Genomic DNA, 16,171 nt, shown 5'->3' with positions numbered 1-16,171 from the left:
TGCGTCACACCGGGGCGAGAGCGTCCGACAGAACCGATAAGACCGCATCCTTCGGCACATCCGAGGTCACAAAAGCCTGACCAATTCCGCGGGCCAGGATAAACCGCAGCTGGCCGTCCACGACCTTTTTGTCCTGCCCCATCAGATCCACCAGTGACTCGGCACTTGGCAATTCGCCCGGAATATCAGCCAGATCCGTTTTCATACCCATTGCCCGCAGATGCGCGCGTACCCGGCTTGGGTCTTCTTGTGAACACAGCCCAAGGCGGGACGAAAGCTCGAACGCAAGTGCACAGCCGATGGCCACGCCCTCGCCATGCAAAAGACGGTCCGAATAACCAGTGGCAGCCTCCAAGGCATGACAGAAGGTGTGTCCCAGATTCAGCAGGGCGCGGTCACCTTGTTCGGTTTCGTCCCGGGCCACGATATCGGCTTTCGTCTGAACCGAGCGGGTTACCGCACGCACCCGCGCGGCCAAGTCACCCGAGGACACGCTTTGCCCGTTCGCCTCAAGCCATTCAAAGAAATCAGCATCCCCAAGCAAGCCGTATTTCACCACCTCGCCATACCCTGAAAGAAAGTCCCTCTGGGTCATGGTCTGCAACACAGATGTATCGGCCAGAACCAGCGATGGCTGATGAAAAGCGCCGATAAGGTTCTTCCCCTGAGGGGCGTTGATCCCTGTTTTCCCTCCGACGGAGCTGTCGACCTGCGCCAGCAAAGACGTGGGGATTTGCACGAACCGAACACCTCGGCGCAGGACGGCTGCGGCAAAGCCGGCAAGATCACCAATTACGCCGCCACCAAGGGCCACAACAACGTCGCTGCGTTCAACCTTTTCAGCCAACAGCCACTCAACCGCGCGTTCGAAATGAGGCCAGCTTTTGGTCGCCTCCCCGGCTGGCAAGGCCAGCGCGGACATTTCGATTCCGGCGGCTTTCAGACCCGCACGTAGTGCGTCCAGATGCAGGCCAGCTACGTTCTCATCTGTCAGGACGGCCACCTTGGGGCGCGCCAATAGCGGTGCAATCCAATCGCCTGCGCGCGCCAGAAGATCCGGACCGATCTCAACGTCATACGACCGGTCTCCAAGTTCAACGTGTACTCTTTGATGCATTATCTGATTTCCAAAACATCAGGGCGCGCCAATAAGGCGTCGACAACCCGGTCCACCATATTCTCGATCGAAGTTTCGCCATCCGAATCCACGATCAAATCTGCCTCGGCGTAAACCGGAACACGCGCCTCGTAGAGGGCTTTCAATGTCGCATAAGGATCAGCAGTGCGCAGCAGCGGGCGCGTGTCCTTGTGGCGAACTCGGTTCCACAAAACTCTCAGGTCTGCCCGCAGCCAGACAGACGCCCCGCGCAAGGTGATCATACGCCGGTTGTCGGGCTGAAGAAACGCCCCGCCACCCGTTGAAAGGATGCCTTTTTTCTCGTCCAGCAGACGGCTGATGACCTGTGTTTCCTTGGTGCGAAAAAACGGCTCCCCGTCCCGCTCAAAGATTTCGGGGATGGTCATGTTGGCGGCTGATTCGATTTCGGCATCACTATCCAGAAAGGGAACACCCAGACGCGCGGCCAAAGCGCGGCCCACGGCTGTCTTACCAGCCCCCATCATCCCCACCAGAACCACGGTTTTGTGCAGAGCAAATCGGGTCTGCGCGTCCGCTGAGTGCGTGTTATGCTTAATTTCGCTCATTTCACCGTGAATGACGTGATCTTGGGAAAAATGCCAGTTATAACTTGGTCAAAACCAAAAATTGAGGCAGCGTGACGCCATGAGCCGTCTGATCAAATTCCTGATATATGTTCTGTGCCTGGTATTTATCGGGCTGGTTGCCTATGCCTATGTCGGTCCATTCTTTGGTGTGGATTTCTCTGCGCCTCAAAGTGAAATTCGCGAGCCGGTTGTACTGGATGTCAACTAAGCAACTGCTTTTGGCAATCACACTGGCCGGGTCGGCACATGCGCAGGAACCCTTATCCGCCATCGAATGGCTGACAGACCCGCCGGAAAACCTGCCGGGAACCGTTCTGCTGGAACCACCGGTCACGCAAGATGGCGCTTTGCCAGAAATTGAAGTGACTTCGCTTGAGGCGCTGTCGCAGCCACTGGGCCTTGTTTCGTCCTCTGTCACTGGCCTGCCCGTCGACCTTTGGCAAGGCAGCGATGCGGATCGCTTGGCCGAACTGATCGCCGACGTCCACGTGCGTGACAACCCGGCGATGCAGCGATTGTTGTTCACGTTACTCTTGTCTGAAACACGCGCGCCGTCAGGGCCTCTGGCCGAAGAAACCCTTTTACTGGCGCGGCTGGATCGGTTGATGCAACTGGGTGCCGCTGATCCGGCGCAATCGCTTGTTCAACTGGCCGGACCTACTGACACGCAAGACCGTTTCAAGCGCTGGTTCGATGCGACGCTCTTGACCGGGGATGAGGATCGCAGTTGTACCGCCCTTATTGCCGAACCGCATCTTTCGCGGGACTATGCGGCTCAGATCTTCTGCAAGGCCCGCCGCGGGGATTGGGCTTCAGCCGCGCTGACCCTTGAGGCAGCGCATGCGCTTGAAATCCTTCCACCCGAGGATCTGGCAGTTCTGGACCGTTTCCTCAGCCCGGAACTGTATGAAGGCGCAGCTTACCTGCCGCAGCCTGAGAACCCTGATCCCCTGACGTTCCGTTTGTTTGAGGCAATTGGCGAACGACTTCCCTCCGCTCCGCTGCCACGGGCGTTTGCCAATGCGGATCTGCGCGATGTCGCAGGTTGGAAGGCACAGATCGAAGCAGCGGAACGGCTTACCCGCATTGGCGCATTAACCCCCAATCAGCTGCTGGGCCTTTATACTGAGCGTGACCCGGCGGCCTCAGGTGCTGTCTGGGATCGGGTGGCCGCCGTTCAGCGTTTTGAGAGCGCGTTAGACACCGGGAACGCGGAAGCGATCGGAAAGACCTTGCAGCCGGTCTGGCAACAGATGCGCGGTGTCGGGCTTGAGGTTCCGTTTGCCGAACTGTTTGCCGAGCGCTTGTCGACTGTCACATTACCGGTTGCTGCCACCGAAAACCTGCGCTGGCGTATTCTGATGCTGTCCGGGCTTTACGAACAGGCCGCCTTGTCAACACCTGACACATCGAACGAAACCCGGTTTCTTGCCGCTTTGGCACAAGGCGATCCCGAGCGCGCGGTGTCCCCGTCCCCTTTGGCTGATGCCGTCGCTCAGGGGTTCGAATGGGCAGCGCCTGTGCCAGGCGACATTGATGCGTTGCTGACCAACGGTCAGTTGGGCGAAGCCATAATTGAAGCCATGCAATTGTTTGCACATGGCGCGCGGGGCAATCTGGTGGACCTGACAGCGGCAATTGCAACATTTCGGCGCGTTGGGCTGGAAGACACCGCGCGACGTGCGGCCCTGTCCCTTTTGATCCTGCAAAAACGTTGATCATGGGCTCTCCGGCATCAGATGCACTGTGGATTTCAACGTTCTTGCAGGCGCAGGCGGCAGAGCTTGGCGCTGCGACCAATACGCTGCTGGCTTATGGGCGCGACCTGAAAGATTTTGCCGAATGGCTGGACCGCAAGAAATCCGGATTTGATCAGGCAGATCGCGACCTGATCGAAGCCTACCTGATCGACTGCGATGCACAGGGCTTGTCACGTTCGACCCGCGCGCGGCGTTTGTCTGCAATAAAGCAGCTGTACCGGTTTGCCTTCGAGGAAGGCTGGCGCGCAGCCAATCCTGCCATTCAGATCAAAGGTCCCGGCCGGCAGAAACGGCTGCCCAAGACACTGGATGTGCCCGAAGTTGATCGTTTATTGGAGGCCGCCCGAAAAACCGGGAGAACCGAAGCTGACAGGCTAAGAAACACCTGCCTGATGGAGGTTTTGTACGCCACCGGAATGCGGGTGACTGAACTTGTCTCCCTGCCAGTCTCCTCGGCCCGTGGCGATCCCCGGATGCTGCTGGTGCTGGGCAAAGGGGGGAAGGAGCGAATGGTCCCCCTGTCGCCCCCGGCCCGGGATGCGCTGGCCGCGTGGCTGACCGCGCGGGACGAGGCCGAGGATTTGGCCGTGGAAAAAGGCGCTCAACGCTCGCGCTTTCTGTTCCCATCACGCGGTAAGTCCGGTCATCTGACACGGCACAGGTTCTTTTTGCTGGTGAAAGAGCTGGCTGTACGCGGCGGTGTTTCTTCTGAAAAAGTCACACCACACACGCTGCGCCATGCATTCGCTACGCATCTGCTGGCCAATGGTGCTGATCTGAGATCGATCCAGACGTTATTGGGTCATGCAGACGTGGCGACGACCGAAATCTATACGCATGTTCTGGATGAACGTCTGGCGGAACTGGTGTTGCAACATCACCCGCTGAGCAAAGACCGCAATGAGGACAAAGGCTAAGACCTTGATCCAGCGGAGCGACGTCCCCATAACGGATGCAGTACACTAACCTATCAAGGACCAATGGAACCCTTACCTTCTATGATCGACGGCGCATTCTGGTTTACGACCGGCGCTATCCTGTTTCTGCTTATCCTGTCCGGATTTTTCTCGGGCTCGGAAACGGCGCTGACCGCCTCATCAAGGGGGAAACTGCGCGCTCAGGCCGACAAGGGATCGCGCGGGGCTAAAAAGGCGCTGGAAATCACCGACGACAACGAACGTCTGATCGGGTCGGTTCTGCTGGGCAACAACCTCGTCAACATTCTGGCTGCGTCACTGGCGACGGCGTTGTTCACACGTCTTTTTGGCGAAAGCGGCGTGGCATTGGCGACACTGGTCATGACCTTTTTGGTGCTGATCTTTGCCGAAGTTCTGCCCAAGACATACGCCATCACCAATTCCGAAAAGGCCGCTGCGGCCGTTGCGCCGATCATCAGCGTGGTCGTGACGGTGTTTTCGCCTGTCGTCGCAGCCGTGCGGTTGCTGGTGCGTGGCGTATTGCGCTTGTTCGGAGTTCAGATCGATCCTGACAGCAACATTCTGGCCGTGCGCGAAGAAATCGCAGGCGCCCTGCAACTGGGCCATTCAGAAGGTGTTGTTGAAAAAGAAGATCGCGACCGCATCCTCGGCGCGCTGGATCTGGGCGACCGCACGGTGGAAGAGATCATGCTCCACCGTTCCAACATCGAGATGATCGATGCGAACGCCCCACCCGAAGCTATCCTGAGGCAATGCCTTGAAAGCCCTCACACTCGTCTGCCTGTTTTCAGGGACGAGCAGGAGAACATTGTTGGCGTTGTTCACGCCAAGGATTTGTTCCGCGCGATGTATGCGCAGGCTGGCAGCAGTGACGGCGGCACCGACCGTCTGGCCAGCTTTGACATCGGCAAAGTCGCGAATGCCCCTTATTTCGTTCCAGAGACCACAACTCTGGATGACCAGATGCGCGAGTTTCTGCGAATGCACGCTCATTTTGCGCTGGTCGTAGACGAATATGGCTCATTGCGTGGCCTGATCACGCTTGAGGATATTCTCGAAGAAATTGTGGGCGAAATCGCCGATGAATTCGATATCGCCGAAGAGGTGCCGGTCGTGCGGACGGATGATGGCCAATTCCTTGTCGAAGGCGCGATGACCATTCGTGACGCCAATCGTGCGCTGGACTGGTCGCTACCGGATGAAGAGGCCAACACTCTTGCTGGTCTGGTCATCCACGAAGCCCAGATGATCCCGGTTGTTGGGCAAGTATTTTCGTTCCATGGCTTCCGGTTCGAGGTAACAGCACGCGAAGGCAATCGTATCACAGCCCTGAAAGTGCGGCCCTTATAGGGTTTGGACGCAAGACAAAAACGACGCGCTCTGTCGCTCGTATGACAGAATGCTTTTTCGTTGATCTGCACCGTCCTACCAGAAAAGGAGGAGCGGATGAAAAACACATGCCAGGTGGCCGTCATTGGTGGCGGCGTTGTCGGATGTTCGGTTCTTTATCACCTGACCAAGCTTGGGTGGTCGGACGTCATGTTGCTGGAACGGTCCGAACTGACCAGCGGCTCGACCTGGCATGCAGCAGGCGGGTTTCACACCCTCAACGGCGACACCAACATGGCGGCGCTACAGGGCTACACGATCAGGCTGTATAAAGAACTGGAACAGATCACCGGCATGTCCTGTGGCCTGCACCACGTGGGCGGTGTGACACTGGCCGACAATCAGGACCGGTTTGATATGCTGCTGGCCGAACGCGCCAAGCATCGGTTCATGGGGCTTGAGACAGAAATCGTCGGCCCGGAAGAAATCAAAAAGATCGCGCCCATTACGAACATCGACCGAATTATCGGTGCTCTTTACGATCCGCTGGATGGTCATTTGGACCCGTCAGGTACAACCCATGCCTATGCCAAGGCCGCGCGAATGGGCGGTGCTACGATTGAAACCCATTGCATGGTGCGTGAAACCAACCAGCGCCCCGATGGAAGCTGGGATGTCGTCACCGACAAAGGCACAATCCATGCCGAACACATTGTTAATGCGGGCGGGCTTTGGGCACGCGAAGTTGGTGCCATGGCAGGTGTCTATTTTCCCCTGCACCCGATGGAGCATCAATACCTTGTCACAGACGCGATCCCCCAGATCGAAGCGATCATTGATGCGGGTGGCGAGCATCCGCATGTCATGGATCCGGCGGGTGAAAGCTATTTAAGGCAGGAAGGGCGTGGTCTGTGCATCGGGTTCTACGAACAACCCTGCAAGCCTTGGGCAGTAGACGGCACCCCGTGGGACTTCGGGCACGAGTTGCTGCCCGATGACTATGACAAGATCACCGACAGTATCGAATTCGCCTATCGCCGCTTTCCCGTGCTGGCTGAGGCCGGGATAAAATCGGTCATCCATGGGCCGTTTACCTTTGCCCCTGATGGAAACCCGCTGGTCGGTCCTGTACCTGGAATGCGCAACTACTGGTCGGCCTGTGGTGTTATGGCAGGGTTCAGCCAGGGTGGCGGCGTTGGCCTGACGCTGGCGCAGTGGATGATCGAAGGCGAGCCAGAGCGCGATGTGTTTGCCATGGATGTTGCCCGCTTCGGCGACTGGATCAGCCCAGGTTATACCCCCCCCAAAGTCATCGAGAATTATCAGAAACGCTTCAGCGTTGCCTATCCGAACGAAGAACTGCCCGCCGCACGCCCCAACCGCACAACACCAATGTATGACATCTTCAGCGATCTTGGCGCGGTTTGGGGGCAGCAATACGGCCTTGAAGTGCCAAACTATTTTGCGCAGGAAGACGAGCCGGGATTTGAAACGCCATCCTTCCGCCGCTCGAACGCGTTCGAGGCGACGGGGCGCGAAGTGCGGGCGGTGCGTGAAGCAGTAGGTATCAACGAGGTCCACAATTTCGGCAAATACCGCATCACCGGACCCAATGCTCGGAACTGGCTGGACCAGATCATGGCTGGTCGCATTCCGAAACCCGGTCGGCTGTCTTTGACCCCGATGCTGTCGCACAAGGGCAAGCTTATCGGCGATTTCACGGTTTCCTGCCTGAGTGACATTGAATTCCAGCTTACGGCGTCCTATGGCAGTCAGGCTTTCCACATGCGGTGGTTCCAGCAAACCGCTCAGGACGACGTGGGGATAGAAAACATCAGCGACCGGTTGAACGGCTTCCAGATTGCCGGCCCAAAGGCAACGCAGGTTCTGGCGGCCTGCACCCGCGACGACCTGACGGATTTCAACTTCCTCGACGTGCGTCGGATGACTGTCGGCATGACCGACTGTATCGTTCAGCGTGTCAGCTATACGGGCGATCTTGGTTATGAAATCTATTGCTACCCGTTAGCGCAGCGTCAGCTTTGGTGGACACTGTGGGAGGCCGGACAACCCCACGGAATTGTTCCGTTCGGAATGCGCGCAATGATGAGCCTGCGGCTGGACAAGTTTTTTGGCTCATGGATGCGAGAGTATTCGCCGGATTACACCGCCGCTGAAACGGGATTGGATCGGTTCATTGCATTCCGCAAAAACACCCGTTTCATCGGCCGCGATACAGCGGAATTTGAACGGGCCAACGGAACCATCCGCCAGTTGGCAGCCTTCGAGGTTGAAACAGACGATGCGGACGTCAACGCCTATGAACCGATCTGGCTGGATGGTTCGGTTGTTGGGTTCTGTACCTCCGGCGGCTACTCTCATTTTGCGCAGAAATCTGTCGCCATGGGCTTTCTGCCGTCCGGGCGCATAGAAGATGGTCTGGAGGTTGAAATCGAGATTCTGGGGCAGATGCGCAAAGCGAAGGTTATCTCGACACCTTTGTTTGACCCAGATGGCACACGCATGAGGGGATGACAGCACACATGACTGACAGCAGTGTGGCGCAATGACCGAAATCCCCATCATCCTGCTTGCTGCCGGTCATTCCAGCCGTATGGGCGGGCTGGACAAGCTTATGCAGCAAATTGATGGCATTCCACTGCTGACCCGTACGGCGACCCTAGCGCGTGGCGTGGCACCTGTCCTTGTCGCCCTGCCACCGCGCCCGCATCCAAGATACGATGCTCTTGCAGGAATGGACGTACAGACCGTTCCCGTACCGGACGCGGCCGAGGGAATGAATGCCAGTTTGCGCACCGCCATAAAACACCTTCCTGTTGATGCACCCGCGGTCATGGTTTTGCTGGCCGACTTACCCGACCTGACCCAGACCGATCTGAGAACGATCTTGAAAGCACGCCAGTTGCATCCCGACAATGTAATCTGGCGCGGAACAACCACAGATGGAAAGCCCGGGCACCCGGTGATCTTCGATCGGACGCTTTTCAGTAAGCTTTCGGCATTACACGGCGATCACGGCGCGCAGACGGTGGTCCGGTCACAACAAGGTGGCGTATTCCTGCAACCCCTGCCCGGTCAAAACGCGGTTTTGGATCTGGATACGCCGGAAGATTGGGCAGCTTGGTGCAAGAAACGCACCGTTTAAATAAACACGGCCCGGTCGATATCGACCGGGCCGGTGCCCAATACAGGACTACCACTTTCCACAATTCCAAAAGTTTGACCAATAGGTCTTAAAGACACTCTGGTTCCCTAGCCGCTAAACCTAAACAAGACCCCCTCGTTAACACGCCGCTAAAACTTCCGGTAACTGAGTTAGCCGCCAGCGCCCCCTAGCGCTTTTGGCTTCCCCTCACTTGGGCAATTTCATCCTCACTTATCCGATCCTTAGAAACAACGTAAAATTGGAAGAATAGGTTAATTTCGCGTGCCTCGATTTGGCTTTTAGGCAACATAGCACCAAGGCTTGCTCAACCTATAGGCGATCCAAGTCCGGTGCACGTATCATCGATTCGGGATTAAGCGCAAACTTATGCACCCATTCAGCTGCCTATCGGCAAAGTTACAGCGTCAAGCCCGAAGTTTCCCGGACTCGCCCACAACCATTGGAAGAGCAGCATTTTTCCCCACTGTTCAGTGAAAGCATTGTCAACAAAACAATGAAAATTCAACTTTTTTGAAAGTTTGACGTCTGTTTTGGCAACAATCCTCCGATTCGCCTTCGACCTCCTCGGTTAAATCAGCGAATCCTGATCAACGTCCTTCACCACAAAACACCCGCTTTGTGGCAAAATTAAGATTTATTAATTGATCAGTCAGGAAACCCCAATCCTGACAGTGCATCTCATGTCTCAACGCGCAACGGAAATTGCGTGATCAAACCAGGAGACAGAAATGAGCATCCGAAAATCTTCGCTTTTACTTCCCCGCACATCCAACTGGATGGGGGTCAGCGCATTGGGCGCAGCCATGCTGGCCACAACCGCTATACCTTCGATGGCGGATGAAGCGCTTGCCGATCTTGTCGAAACCGTTTCCCCTTCGGTTGTAACCATCATTGCCGAGCAAAAGACCGCCCCAAGCCCCACACAGGGTCAGAATTTTGACTTTGACGGTCACCCGTTTGGGGAATTCTTCAAACGATTTGGTGGGCCTGAAGGGTTCAACATGCCTCAACGCGGTCCGGCACAAGGGCTCGGGTCAGGGTTTGTACTGGATGAAGCCGGTTATATCGTCACCAATCACCATGTGGTGGACAATGCCGCGACTGTAACCGTTCGCCTAAGTGATGACCGGACATTTGAGGCCGAGGTGGTTGGCACCGACCCGCTGACAGACATTGCAGTCTTGAAGATCGATGCAGTCCCGGGCCTGCAAGCCGTCGAACTGGGTGACAGCGATGCAATCCGTGTTGGCGAAGATGTCGTAGCGATCGGCAACCCGTTTGGTTTGAGCTCCACGGTCACTACCGGCATTGTATCGGCTAAAGGTCGCAATATCTCGGACGGGCCATATGCCGAGTTCATTCAAACGGACGCAGCTATCAACAAGGGCAACTCTGGTGGCCCGCTTTTCAACATGGACGGCGAAGTGATTGGTGTAAACTCGGCCATTTATTCCCCCAGTGGCGGATCTGTCGGGCTGGGATTTGCCGTAACCTCGAACATCGTTGAACATATTGCAGCCGATCTACAGGATGACGGGCAGGTCAGCCGTGGGTGGCTGGGTGTTTCGATCCAGAATATCAGCCCGCAGCTTGCGGCGGCGCTGGGTATTGATGCCTCCTCGGGTGCACTGGTGGCAGATGTTGTCGCCGACAGCCCTGCAGATGGCGTCCTGGAACAAGGCGATGTTATCCTGTCTTTCAATGGCGAAGCCGTAGACTCCAGTGGTGACCTGCCTATTCTGGTGGGCACAACCAAGGTCGGCACCGCCAGTAATTTGACCATTCTGCGCGATGGCAAACAGGAAACGGTCACTTTGACCGTTGGCCAGCATCAGGCAGCGGCGGCTCAGTCCGACAGCCCTGTCGAATCTGATGCAGCAGGCACGTCGCTTGGTGTCACAGTGGCCCCGCTGACCGAAACGGTGCGGGCTGAAGCGGGTATTGCTAAAACCGTCGAAGGTGTGGTCGTCACAGACTTGCAACCGGACAGCCCTGCGGCCCGGGCGGGTCTGCAACGCGGTGACGTGATCGTCAAACTGGGCAACCAGGACACGTTCACACCCGAAGCGCTGAAGGCCGCACTGGACAGCGAAAAGACAGACCCGGCACTGGTATTGATCAATCGGGCCGGCAGCCAGATTTTCGTTGCTGTCGAACTGGTCTGACTAACACCATGCGCGCGCCGCTTGATGGGGAGATCCGGCGCGTGCCTCACCCGGCGGACCTGAGTTGTCCGCTGTCCGTCGGGCTTGCCGGGTGCGTGCCCAGCACCCGGCAAGATCGTCAGCAAACCATATGCTTTGTTTGAATTTTGTGTTTAAATCCTTAGGGAAAGGAACCACATCATGAGCCGCCGTCTGTTGATCGTCGAAGATGACGCTGACACCAGGGATTTCATTGCCAAAGGGTTTGGCGAAGAAGGCTATGTGGTCGAAACGGCTGCTGATGGCCGCGAGGGATTGTACCACGCTACGGACGGCGGTTTTGACGCCATTGTGTTGGACAGGATGTTGCCCGGTCTGGACGGTCTGTCCCTGATCAAATCCCTGCGTGCAGCGGGGTTGAAAACACCGGTCTTGATGTTGACGGCCATGAGCGCAGTGGATGAGCGCGTCAAAGGATTGCGATCAGGCGCCGACGATTATCTGGTCAAGCCCTTCTCGTTTCAGGAACTTCATGCGCGGATCGAAGCCTTGTTGCGGCGTCCGCAGGAATCCGAGGAAACGCCGACGCTGACCTGCAAGGATCTTGAAATGGATCTACTGACCCGCAAGGTTACGCGTGACGGCCATGAGATTACGCTGACGCCTCGTGAATTCCAGATCCTTGAGTTCTTTCTACGCCGCAAGAACCGTGTCGTGTCGCGTACCATGCTGCTTGAAGGCGTCTGGGATTATCATTTCGACCCGAACACAAACGTTGTGGATGTTCATATTTCAAAGCTGCGCCGCCAGTTGGATGAAGGCGGAGACATACCTTTGATTGAAACAGTTCGCGGTGCGGGTTACATGATGTCCGATGGATAACCTTCGGCTTTCCCTTAATAATTCAAGAACAAGACTTGTCGCCACCAGCATGGTGCTAAGCACGTTACTGACCGCGTCTGTGCTGGCATTGGTCTATGTGACAGCCAACCGGAGCATCGAATCCGAGACCCGATCGGTCGTGTCCGCCGAACTGACCGGGCTTGCCGATGAATATGAACGGCGCGGGCTGATCGGGCTGATTACAGCGATCGAGCGTCGTCTTCCAAGCGCGTCCGATCGAGACGCGCTGTATCTGCTGGCGGATCGGCAGGGCGTCAAGCTTGTGGGTAACCTGAAAACCTGGCCGGTCAATGTGACCGCCGGAAGCGGTTGGGTCGACCTCGAGTTGCGCAGGGCTGACAATGACCAACTGGTGCCCATCTCGGCCGCTTCGATCCGATTGCCCGGTGGTGAACGCCTTTTGGTGGGACGGGATGCGGCGGCCCGTCAACAATTCGACCGTGTATTGTTCCGATCTCTGGCACTGGCACTAGGAATAGCATTTGTTCTGAGCGTGATCACTGGCTGGCTGTTCACACGTCTGGTGTTTTCGCGCCTGTCAGACATCGCAAGCACAGCCGAAAACATCGTTTCCGGCGATCTTTCCAAGAGGATGCCCCTGCGCGGAACCGGGGACGAGTTCGATCAGGTCTCTGGCACGTTGAACAACATGCTCGACAGGATCGAAGAGCTGGTGAGCAATCTGCGCACCACGTCGAACTCTATCGCACATGATTTGCGCTCTCCTTTGTCCCGCCTTCGCCAAAGGGTCGAATCCCTTTCCGAGCCCGGCAAAAGCGATCTGGACCGCGAAATCGACATTGCGCGGGCTACGGGAGAAATCGACCATGTTTTGCGGGTCTTGGGGCAGCTTACCGAAATTTCGCGGGCCGAGGCCGGTCTAGGGCGCGAGCAATTCGAAGACATTGACTTGCAGCAACTGGTTGGAGATGTCGTGGAACTGTATGACCCGGTGGCCGCAGATCAGGACATCCGCCTTGAGGTTACAGGCTCTGCCCCGGCTATTCAGGGGCACCGGCCCCTACTCTCGCAGGCTCTTTCTAATTTGCTGGAAAACGCGATGCGTTATGCACCGGCGGATACCGCAATCACGATCTCAATCGGTACCCAAGGCGGATTTGCCCAATTGCGGGTTCGGGACCGTGGTCCGGGTGTTCCGCCCGGAGAGTTGGATCGCCTTCAGCTTCCCTTCGTCACGCTTGATCCGGCGCGGACGGAACGCAACGCGGGATTGGGGCTCGCACTGGTTGCCGCGATTTCCCATATGCATGGCGGAACATTCGCAGCCCGAAACTGCGACCCGGGTCTGGAAACCACGATCAATCTGGCAATTCAGAGTTAATCCGGCAGTCCGTTTACCGCCAATACCTTGTTTTTGTACCGTTTATCGCCTGTGACTTCCGCACCGAACCAATCCGGTGGGACATAAGCATTTGCGGCTTCACTGGTATGGAATTCAACCTCAACCAAACGCAGGGGTTCCAGGCCGCCTGAGAAAACATCCAGCTCGAACTGGTGGCCGTCTGGCATTAGATCCGTGTAACGCACCTTCTCGACCCGGCGACCTTTGGTTTCCGGCCAGAAAGTTTCGAACTGGTCTCGGGTTATCTCTGTCTCACGCTCAACACGTACAAGATCACCTCCCCTTTTCAAGGTCAGGAAAAACACATCGTTCCTTTGCCGCAGACGCAATTCGGTCGAATCATCCGGAGAGGTAAGATAACCCTGACGCACCACTGCTTTTTTTGCGCGGCTCAAGTCCGGTAAATTTGCCACCAGAAACTTGCGCTCTATTTCTGTGCTCATCAGGGTGCCCCCGCTCTTTCTTCCAGCTCATCAAACAGCGCCCGATATGCCGCACCAGCAGCGCTACGACCTGCGTAAGTACAGACAGGGCCCCGATATTGCCCCATCTTTTCGACATCCGCAGCGAAAGGCACAACCGCGTGTAAAATGCGCTTGGGATGCTGGGCGCGCATTGAAACCATCGTTTCCCGATGCAACAACTTCCGGTTCTGCACCATCGAAAAGAACGCCCGCAGCTTCTTCTTACGCAGCCCGTGTTTGTCGAAAAAGCCAACCAGCTGATCGAATGACCGCTCGGACAGGGTTGTGGGAATGATCGGAACAACGATTTCATCAGCGGCCCGAAAGATATTCTCGGACAATGTGGAAAAATTGGGCGGACAATCCAGAAGAACCAGATCATAGTCACTGCCAGCCGCCGACAATGCCCTTTTCAAACGCGAGCGTTTGTTCCGCATGCGCGACAGGAAGATATCAAAGTCGCGGAAAGTCAGGTTTGCGGGCAGAACGTCCAACCCGTCAAAATCACTTGCCCGGATGGCTTTGGTAAACCGCTCCACATCCTCAAAAAAACGGGCATCCGTCAGTTTTTTTGACGGCTTCACCCGAAAATAGAACCCGGACGCCCCCTGAGGATCGAGATCGCATAGCAAAACTTTTTGGCCAGCCTGCGCATAGGCATAGGCCAGGTTCACCGAAGTAGCGGTTTTTCCGACACCGCCCTTATTGCTGTAACAGGCAATGATCTTCATTCCCTACTCCTTTTTGTGGTGAAACAGACTGCGGAACATGTGCCGGATTTCTTGCCCGTCGAACTGAAGGAAGCTTGCGACAACGCGTTTTCTTTCGGTCTTCTGACGTTGATCAAGCACAGCGATTAGGCCGCCCACGGACAAACCGATCTGCGCGTTTACGTGGCCTTGCGTATCGGCGTGCGACGCTACAAAGGTCAGCAACGCGTCTTGCTGCACAGAATAGTCGTTGAACAAACCAAGATTATCCTGAAGTTTTTTCAACGGTTTAAGGATCGTTCTCAATCCGTTCGCATCGAAGAGCGGGGCAAACAATTCCATCAGATATCTTAGTTTTTTGCATTCGATACGAAGCTCATGCACCGTCTTGTCTGGCGTATCATCGCTTATGCCGCGCGCCAGTTTGCACATCTTGCGATAATGCTTCCAGATCAGCGCGCAGGCATAGTCATACGTGCCGCGATGCGCGTTTGGTCCGAGGTCCAAGTGATCAGTACTGGTGAACATTGCGGTCAGGTCGGTCATGGACGTCGTGTAGTCGGCGCTGCGCAACCAGCGAGATAGGCGCAGTTGCTCTTGTGTACGTTCCGTTTGAAACTGATCAAACATCTCGGACAGTCCTGCGTGAAGGCTCGGCGGGATAAGATTGAAATACTTGTCTTTTTTCAGAAGGTAGACATCCAAATCACGCAGAGGTCCCGTGGGGGCCATAAGATCGGAAAAGAGCCGCTTCAGTTCGGCCGTCTGGGCCTCGGACAACACACCCTTGAACAGGCTGATCACTGACCTGATCTTGCGCAACGAAACCCGGTAATCGTGCAAAAACTCGGTGTCGATATCAGCGATCATGCCCTCCTCGTTTTGCCGTGTAACCCTCAGATATATTTGAACGATTTTCGCAGCGACTTCGCTGCAAGGATCTGCTTGACCGAACTTTATTTCAGGCTTGGCCTGATAGGGAACCATGTCTGGAAACAGACTGGGATAGACCGTTTCAACGTCACGAACACCGCCCGAAACGCGATCGAGAGCGGAACGGACCAACTGATAGGCCTTCTTATACCCGCGCAACTGCTGAATTCGTACAATGGTTGCCTGCCCTGATGGCGTCGACATGTACGTTAAAGTTCCCCTGACTTTTGTCTTTTGCAGATCATCAAGCACGGCGAAGGTCTTTGCCTCGATCTCTCCAACACCAATCTGCGTCAGCGCCCGTAGTTCAGGAAAGTCGCTCAGCGCCTTCTGAACCGGCCCTTCTGGCAAGTCCCGTGCAAACCGCAGATTCCCCGAGTGCTGCTGAGACAAAGGGCCGTGGTCCTTCCGCAGCAGGTGCAACACCCCGCCAGTATCGATCAAAGCACGACCCGAGGCGCGCAGTGACTGATCGTGACAATCCAGCAATGCGAAAGCTGCGACGGGGCTATCGGGTGAAACTTTTTGGGAAAACCCGGCAATGGCATTTGCCAGAGCCGTTTCGTCAATCCTCGCTGGGAAAATGAACTGATCGCTTGACGATCTGGTCATGATACGCCTTTCCAGTTCAACTTCAGAAACCCCTTTACAGGTTTCTCAACGATCATATGCGCGCGCCCCTTGTTTGGTTTGGTTGCTCCAACGCCATCCAAGG

General features: G+C 56.2%; 14 protein-coding genes. 9 read left to right on the top strand and 5 right to left on the bottom strand.

What is annotated here, in order from left to right:
- Positions 1 to 4: 4 nt before the first annotated feature.
- Together aroB and AC2FLU_RS07180 are read right to left on the bottom strand one after the other, a co-directional pair.
- A complete protein-coding gene (aroB, locus tag AC2FLU_RS07185) occupies positions 5 to 1,117 on the bottom strand; it encodes a 3-dehydroquinate synthase (protein ID WP_496808564.1) in 1,113 nt (370 codons plus the stop codon).
- Positions 1,117 to 1,704, bottom strand: a complete 588-nt coding sequence (locus AC2FLU_RS07180) for a shikimate kinase (protein ID WP_480472406.1) — start codon at positions 1,702 to 1,704, stop codon at positions 1,117 to 1,119. Before AC2FLU_RS07180 ends, aroB begins: the two co-directional genes overlap by 1 nt.
- A 79-nt stretch (positions 1,705 to 1,783) precedes the next feature.
- Here AC2FLU_RS07180 and AC2FLU_RS07175 point away from each other — a divergent pair, with 79 nt between their 5' ends.
- From AC2FLU_RS07175 to AC2FLU_RS07135, 9 genes are all read left to right on the top strand, one after another.
- Positions 1,784 to 1,933, top strand: coding sequence for a hypothetical protein (locus AC2FLU_RS07175; RefSeq protein WP_480472404.1), 150 nt, complete (start codon positions 1,784 to 1,786; stop codon positions 1,931 to 1,933).
- Complete coding sequence (locus AC2FLU_RS07170; RefSeq protein ID WP_496808565.1) at positions 1,923 to 3,443, top strand: hypothetical protein; 1,521 nt, start codon at positions 1,923 to 1,925, stop codon at positions 3,441 to 3,443. The genes AC2FLU_RS07175 and AC2FLU_RS07170 overlap by 11 nt, the downstream gene beginning before the upstream one ends.
- A gap of 2 nt (positions 3,444 to 3,445) precedes the next feature.
- On the top strand, positions 3,446 to 4,402 hold the full coding sequence (locus tag AC2FLU_RS07165) for a site-specific tyrosine recombinase XerD (RefSeq protein WP_480553326.1): 957 nt from the start codon (positions 3,446 to 3,448) through the stop codon (positions 4,400 to 4,402).
- Positions 4,403 to 4,465: 63 nt separating this feature from the next.
- Complete coding sequence (locus AC2FLU_RS07160) at positions 4,466 to 5,773, top strand: HlyC/CorC family transporter (protein ID WP_480493337.1); 1,308 nt, start codon at positions 4,466 to 4,468, stop codon at positions 5,771 to 5,773.
- Positions 5,774 to 5,869: 96 nt separating this feature from the next.
- Positions 5,870 to 8,287 (top strand): GcvT family protein, encoded by a 2,418-nt coding sequence (locus AC2FLU_RS07155; RefSeq protein WP_496811921.1) that lies wholly within the window; start codon positions 5,870 to 5,872, stop codon positions 8,285 to 8,287.
- Between the two features lie 31 nt (positions 8,288 to 8,318).
- Complete coding sequence (locus AC2FLU_RS07150; RefSeq protein WP_480472395.1) at positions 8,319 to 8,918, top strand: nucleotidyltransferase family protein; 600 nt, start codon at positions 8,319 to 8,321, stop codon at positions 8,916 to 8,918.
- 749 nt (positions 8,919 to 9,667) lie between these two features.
- On the top strand, positions 9,668 to 11,104 hold the full coding sequence (locus AC2FLU_RS07145; RefSeq protein WP_480516778.1) for a DegQ family serine endoprotease: 1,437 nt from the start codon (positions 9,668 to 9,670) through the stop codon (positions 11,102 to 11,104).
- Positions 11,105 to 11,284: 180 nt separating this feature from the next.
- The gene (locus AC2FLU_RS07140; RefSeq protein WP_209504130.1) at positions 11,285 to 11,965 is read left to right on the top strand and encodes a response regulator transcription factor; all 681 of its coding nucleotides are present in this window, start codon (positions 11,285 to 11,287) and stop codon (positions 11,963 to 11,965) included.
- Positions 11,958 to 13,328: a sensor histidine kinase gene (locus AC2FLU_RS07135; protein ID WP_496811920.1), complete on the top strand. Its 1,371-nt coding sequence runs from the start codon at positions 11,958 to 11,960 to the stop codon at positions 13,326 to 13,328. Before AC2FLU_RS07140 ends, AC2FLU_RS07135 begins: the two co-directional genes overlap by 8 nt.
- Here the strand turns inward: AC2FLU_RS07135 and AC2FLU_RS07130 are convergent.
- From AC2FLU_RS07130 to AC2FLU_RS07120, 3 genes are read right to left on the bottom strand one after another with little or no spacing between them, the layout of a single operon-like run.
- Entirely contained in the window at positions 13,325 to 13,792 is a 468-nt protein-coding gene (locus AC2FLU_RS07130) for a CYTH domain-containing protein (RefSeq protein WP_496808569.1), read from the bottom strand. The genes AC2FLU_RS07135 and AC2FLU_RS07130 overlap by 4 nt on opposite strands.
- Positions 13,792 to 14,544 (bottom strand): ParA family protein, encoded by a 753-nt coding sequence (locus AC2FLU_RS07125; RefSeq protein WP_480472387.1) that lies wholly within the window; start codon positions 14,542 to 14,544, stop codon positions 13,792 to 13,794. Before AC2FLU_RS07125 ends, AC2FLU_RS07130 begins: the two co-directional genes overlap by 1 nt.
- 3 nt (positions 14,545 to 14,547) lie before the next feature.
- Positions 14,548 to 16,068, bottom strand: a complete 1,521-nt coding sequence (locus tag AC2FLU_RS07120) for a CHAD domain-containing protein (protein ID WP_496808570.1) — start codon at positions 16,066 to 16,068, stop codon at positions 14,548 to 14,550.
- Positions 16,069 to 16,171: the final 103 nt, after the last annotated feature.

The sequence above is a fragment of the Ruegeria sp. SAZD013 genome, from assembly GCF_059612525.1.
This window is presented reverse-complemented; position numbering and strand designations above follow the sequence as displayed.

Coding starts and splice junctions, on each gene's coding strand:
- AC2FLU_RS07160 (WP_480493337.1), top strand. CDS start 4,466: ATGGAACCCTTACCTTCTATGATCGACGGCGCATTCTGGTTTACGACC.
- AC2FLU_RS07145 (WP_480516778.1), top strand. CDS start 9,668: ATGAGCATCCGAAAATCTTCGCTTTTACTTCCCCGCACATCCAACTGG.
- AC2FLU_RS07125 (WP_480472387.1), bottom strand. CDS start 14,544: ATGAAGATCATTGCCTGTTACAGCAATAAGGGCGGTGTCGGAAAAACC.
- AC2FLU_RS07175 (WP_480472404.1), top strand. CDS start 1,784: ATGAGCCGTCTGATCAAATTCCTGATATATGTTCTGTGCCTGGTATTT.
- AC2FLU_RS07180 (WP_480472406.1), bottom strand. CDS start 1,704: ATGAGCGAAATTAAGCATAACACGCACTCAGCGGACGCGCAGACCCGA.
- aroB (WP_496808564.1), bottom strand. CDS start 1,117: ATGCATCAAAGAGTACACGTTGAACTTGGAGACCGGTCGTATGACGTT.
- AC2FLU_RS07170 (WP_496808565.1), top strand. CDS start 1,923: ATGTCAACTAAGCAACTGCTTTTGGCAATCACACTGGCCGGGTCGGCA.
- AC2FLU_RS07130 (WP_496808569.1), bottom strand. CDS start 13,792: ATGAGCACAGAAATAGAGCGCAAGTTTCTGGTGGCAAATTTACCGGAC.
- AC2FLU_RS07140 (WP_209504130.1), top strand. CDS start 11,285: ATGAGCCGCCGTCTGTTGATCGTCGAAGATGACGCTGACACCAGGGAT.
- AC2FLU_RS07165 (WP_480553326.1), top strand. CDS start 3,446: ATGGGCTCTCCGGCATCAGATGCACTGTGGATTTCAACGTTCTTGCAG.
- AC2FLU_RS07135 (WP_496811920.1), top strand. CDS start 11,958: ATGGATAACCTTCGGCTTTCCCTTAATAATTCAAGAACAAGACTTGTC.
- AC2FLU_RS07155 (WP_496811921.1), top strand. CDS start 5,870: ATGAAAAACACATGCCAGGTGGCCGTCATTGGTGGCGGCGTTGTCGGA.
- AC2FLU_RS07150 (WP_480472395.1), top strand. CDS start 8,319: ATGACCGAAATCCCCATCATCCTGCTTGCTGCCGGTCATTCCAGCCGT.
- AC2FLU_RS07120 (WP_496808570.1), bottom strand. CDS start 16,068: ATGACCAGATCGTCAAGCGATCAGTTCATTTTCCCAGCGAGGATTGAC.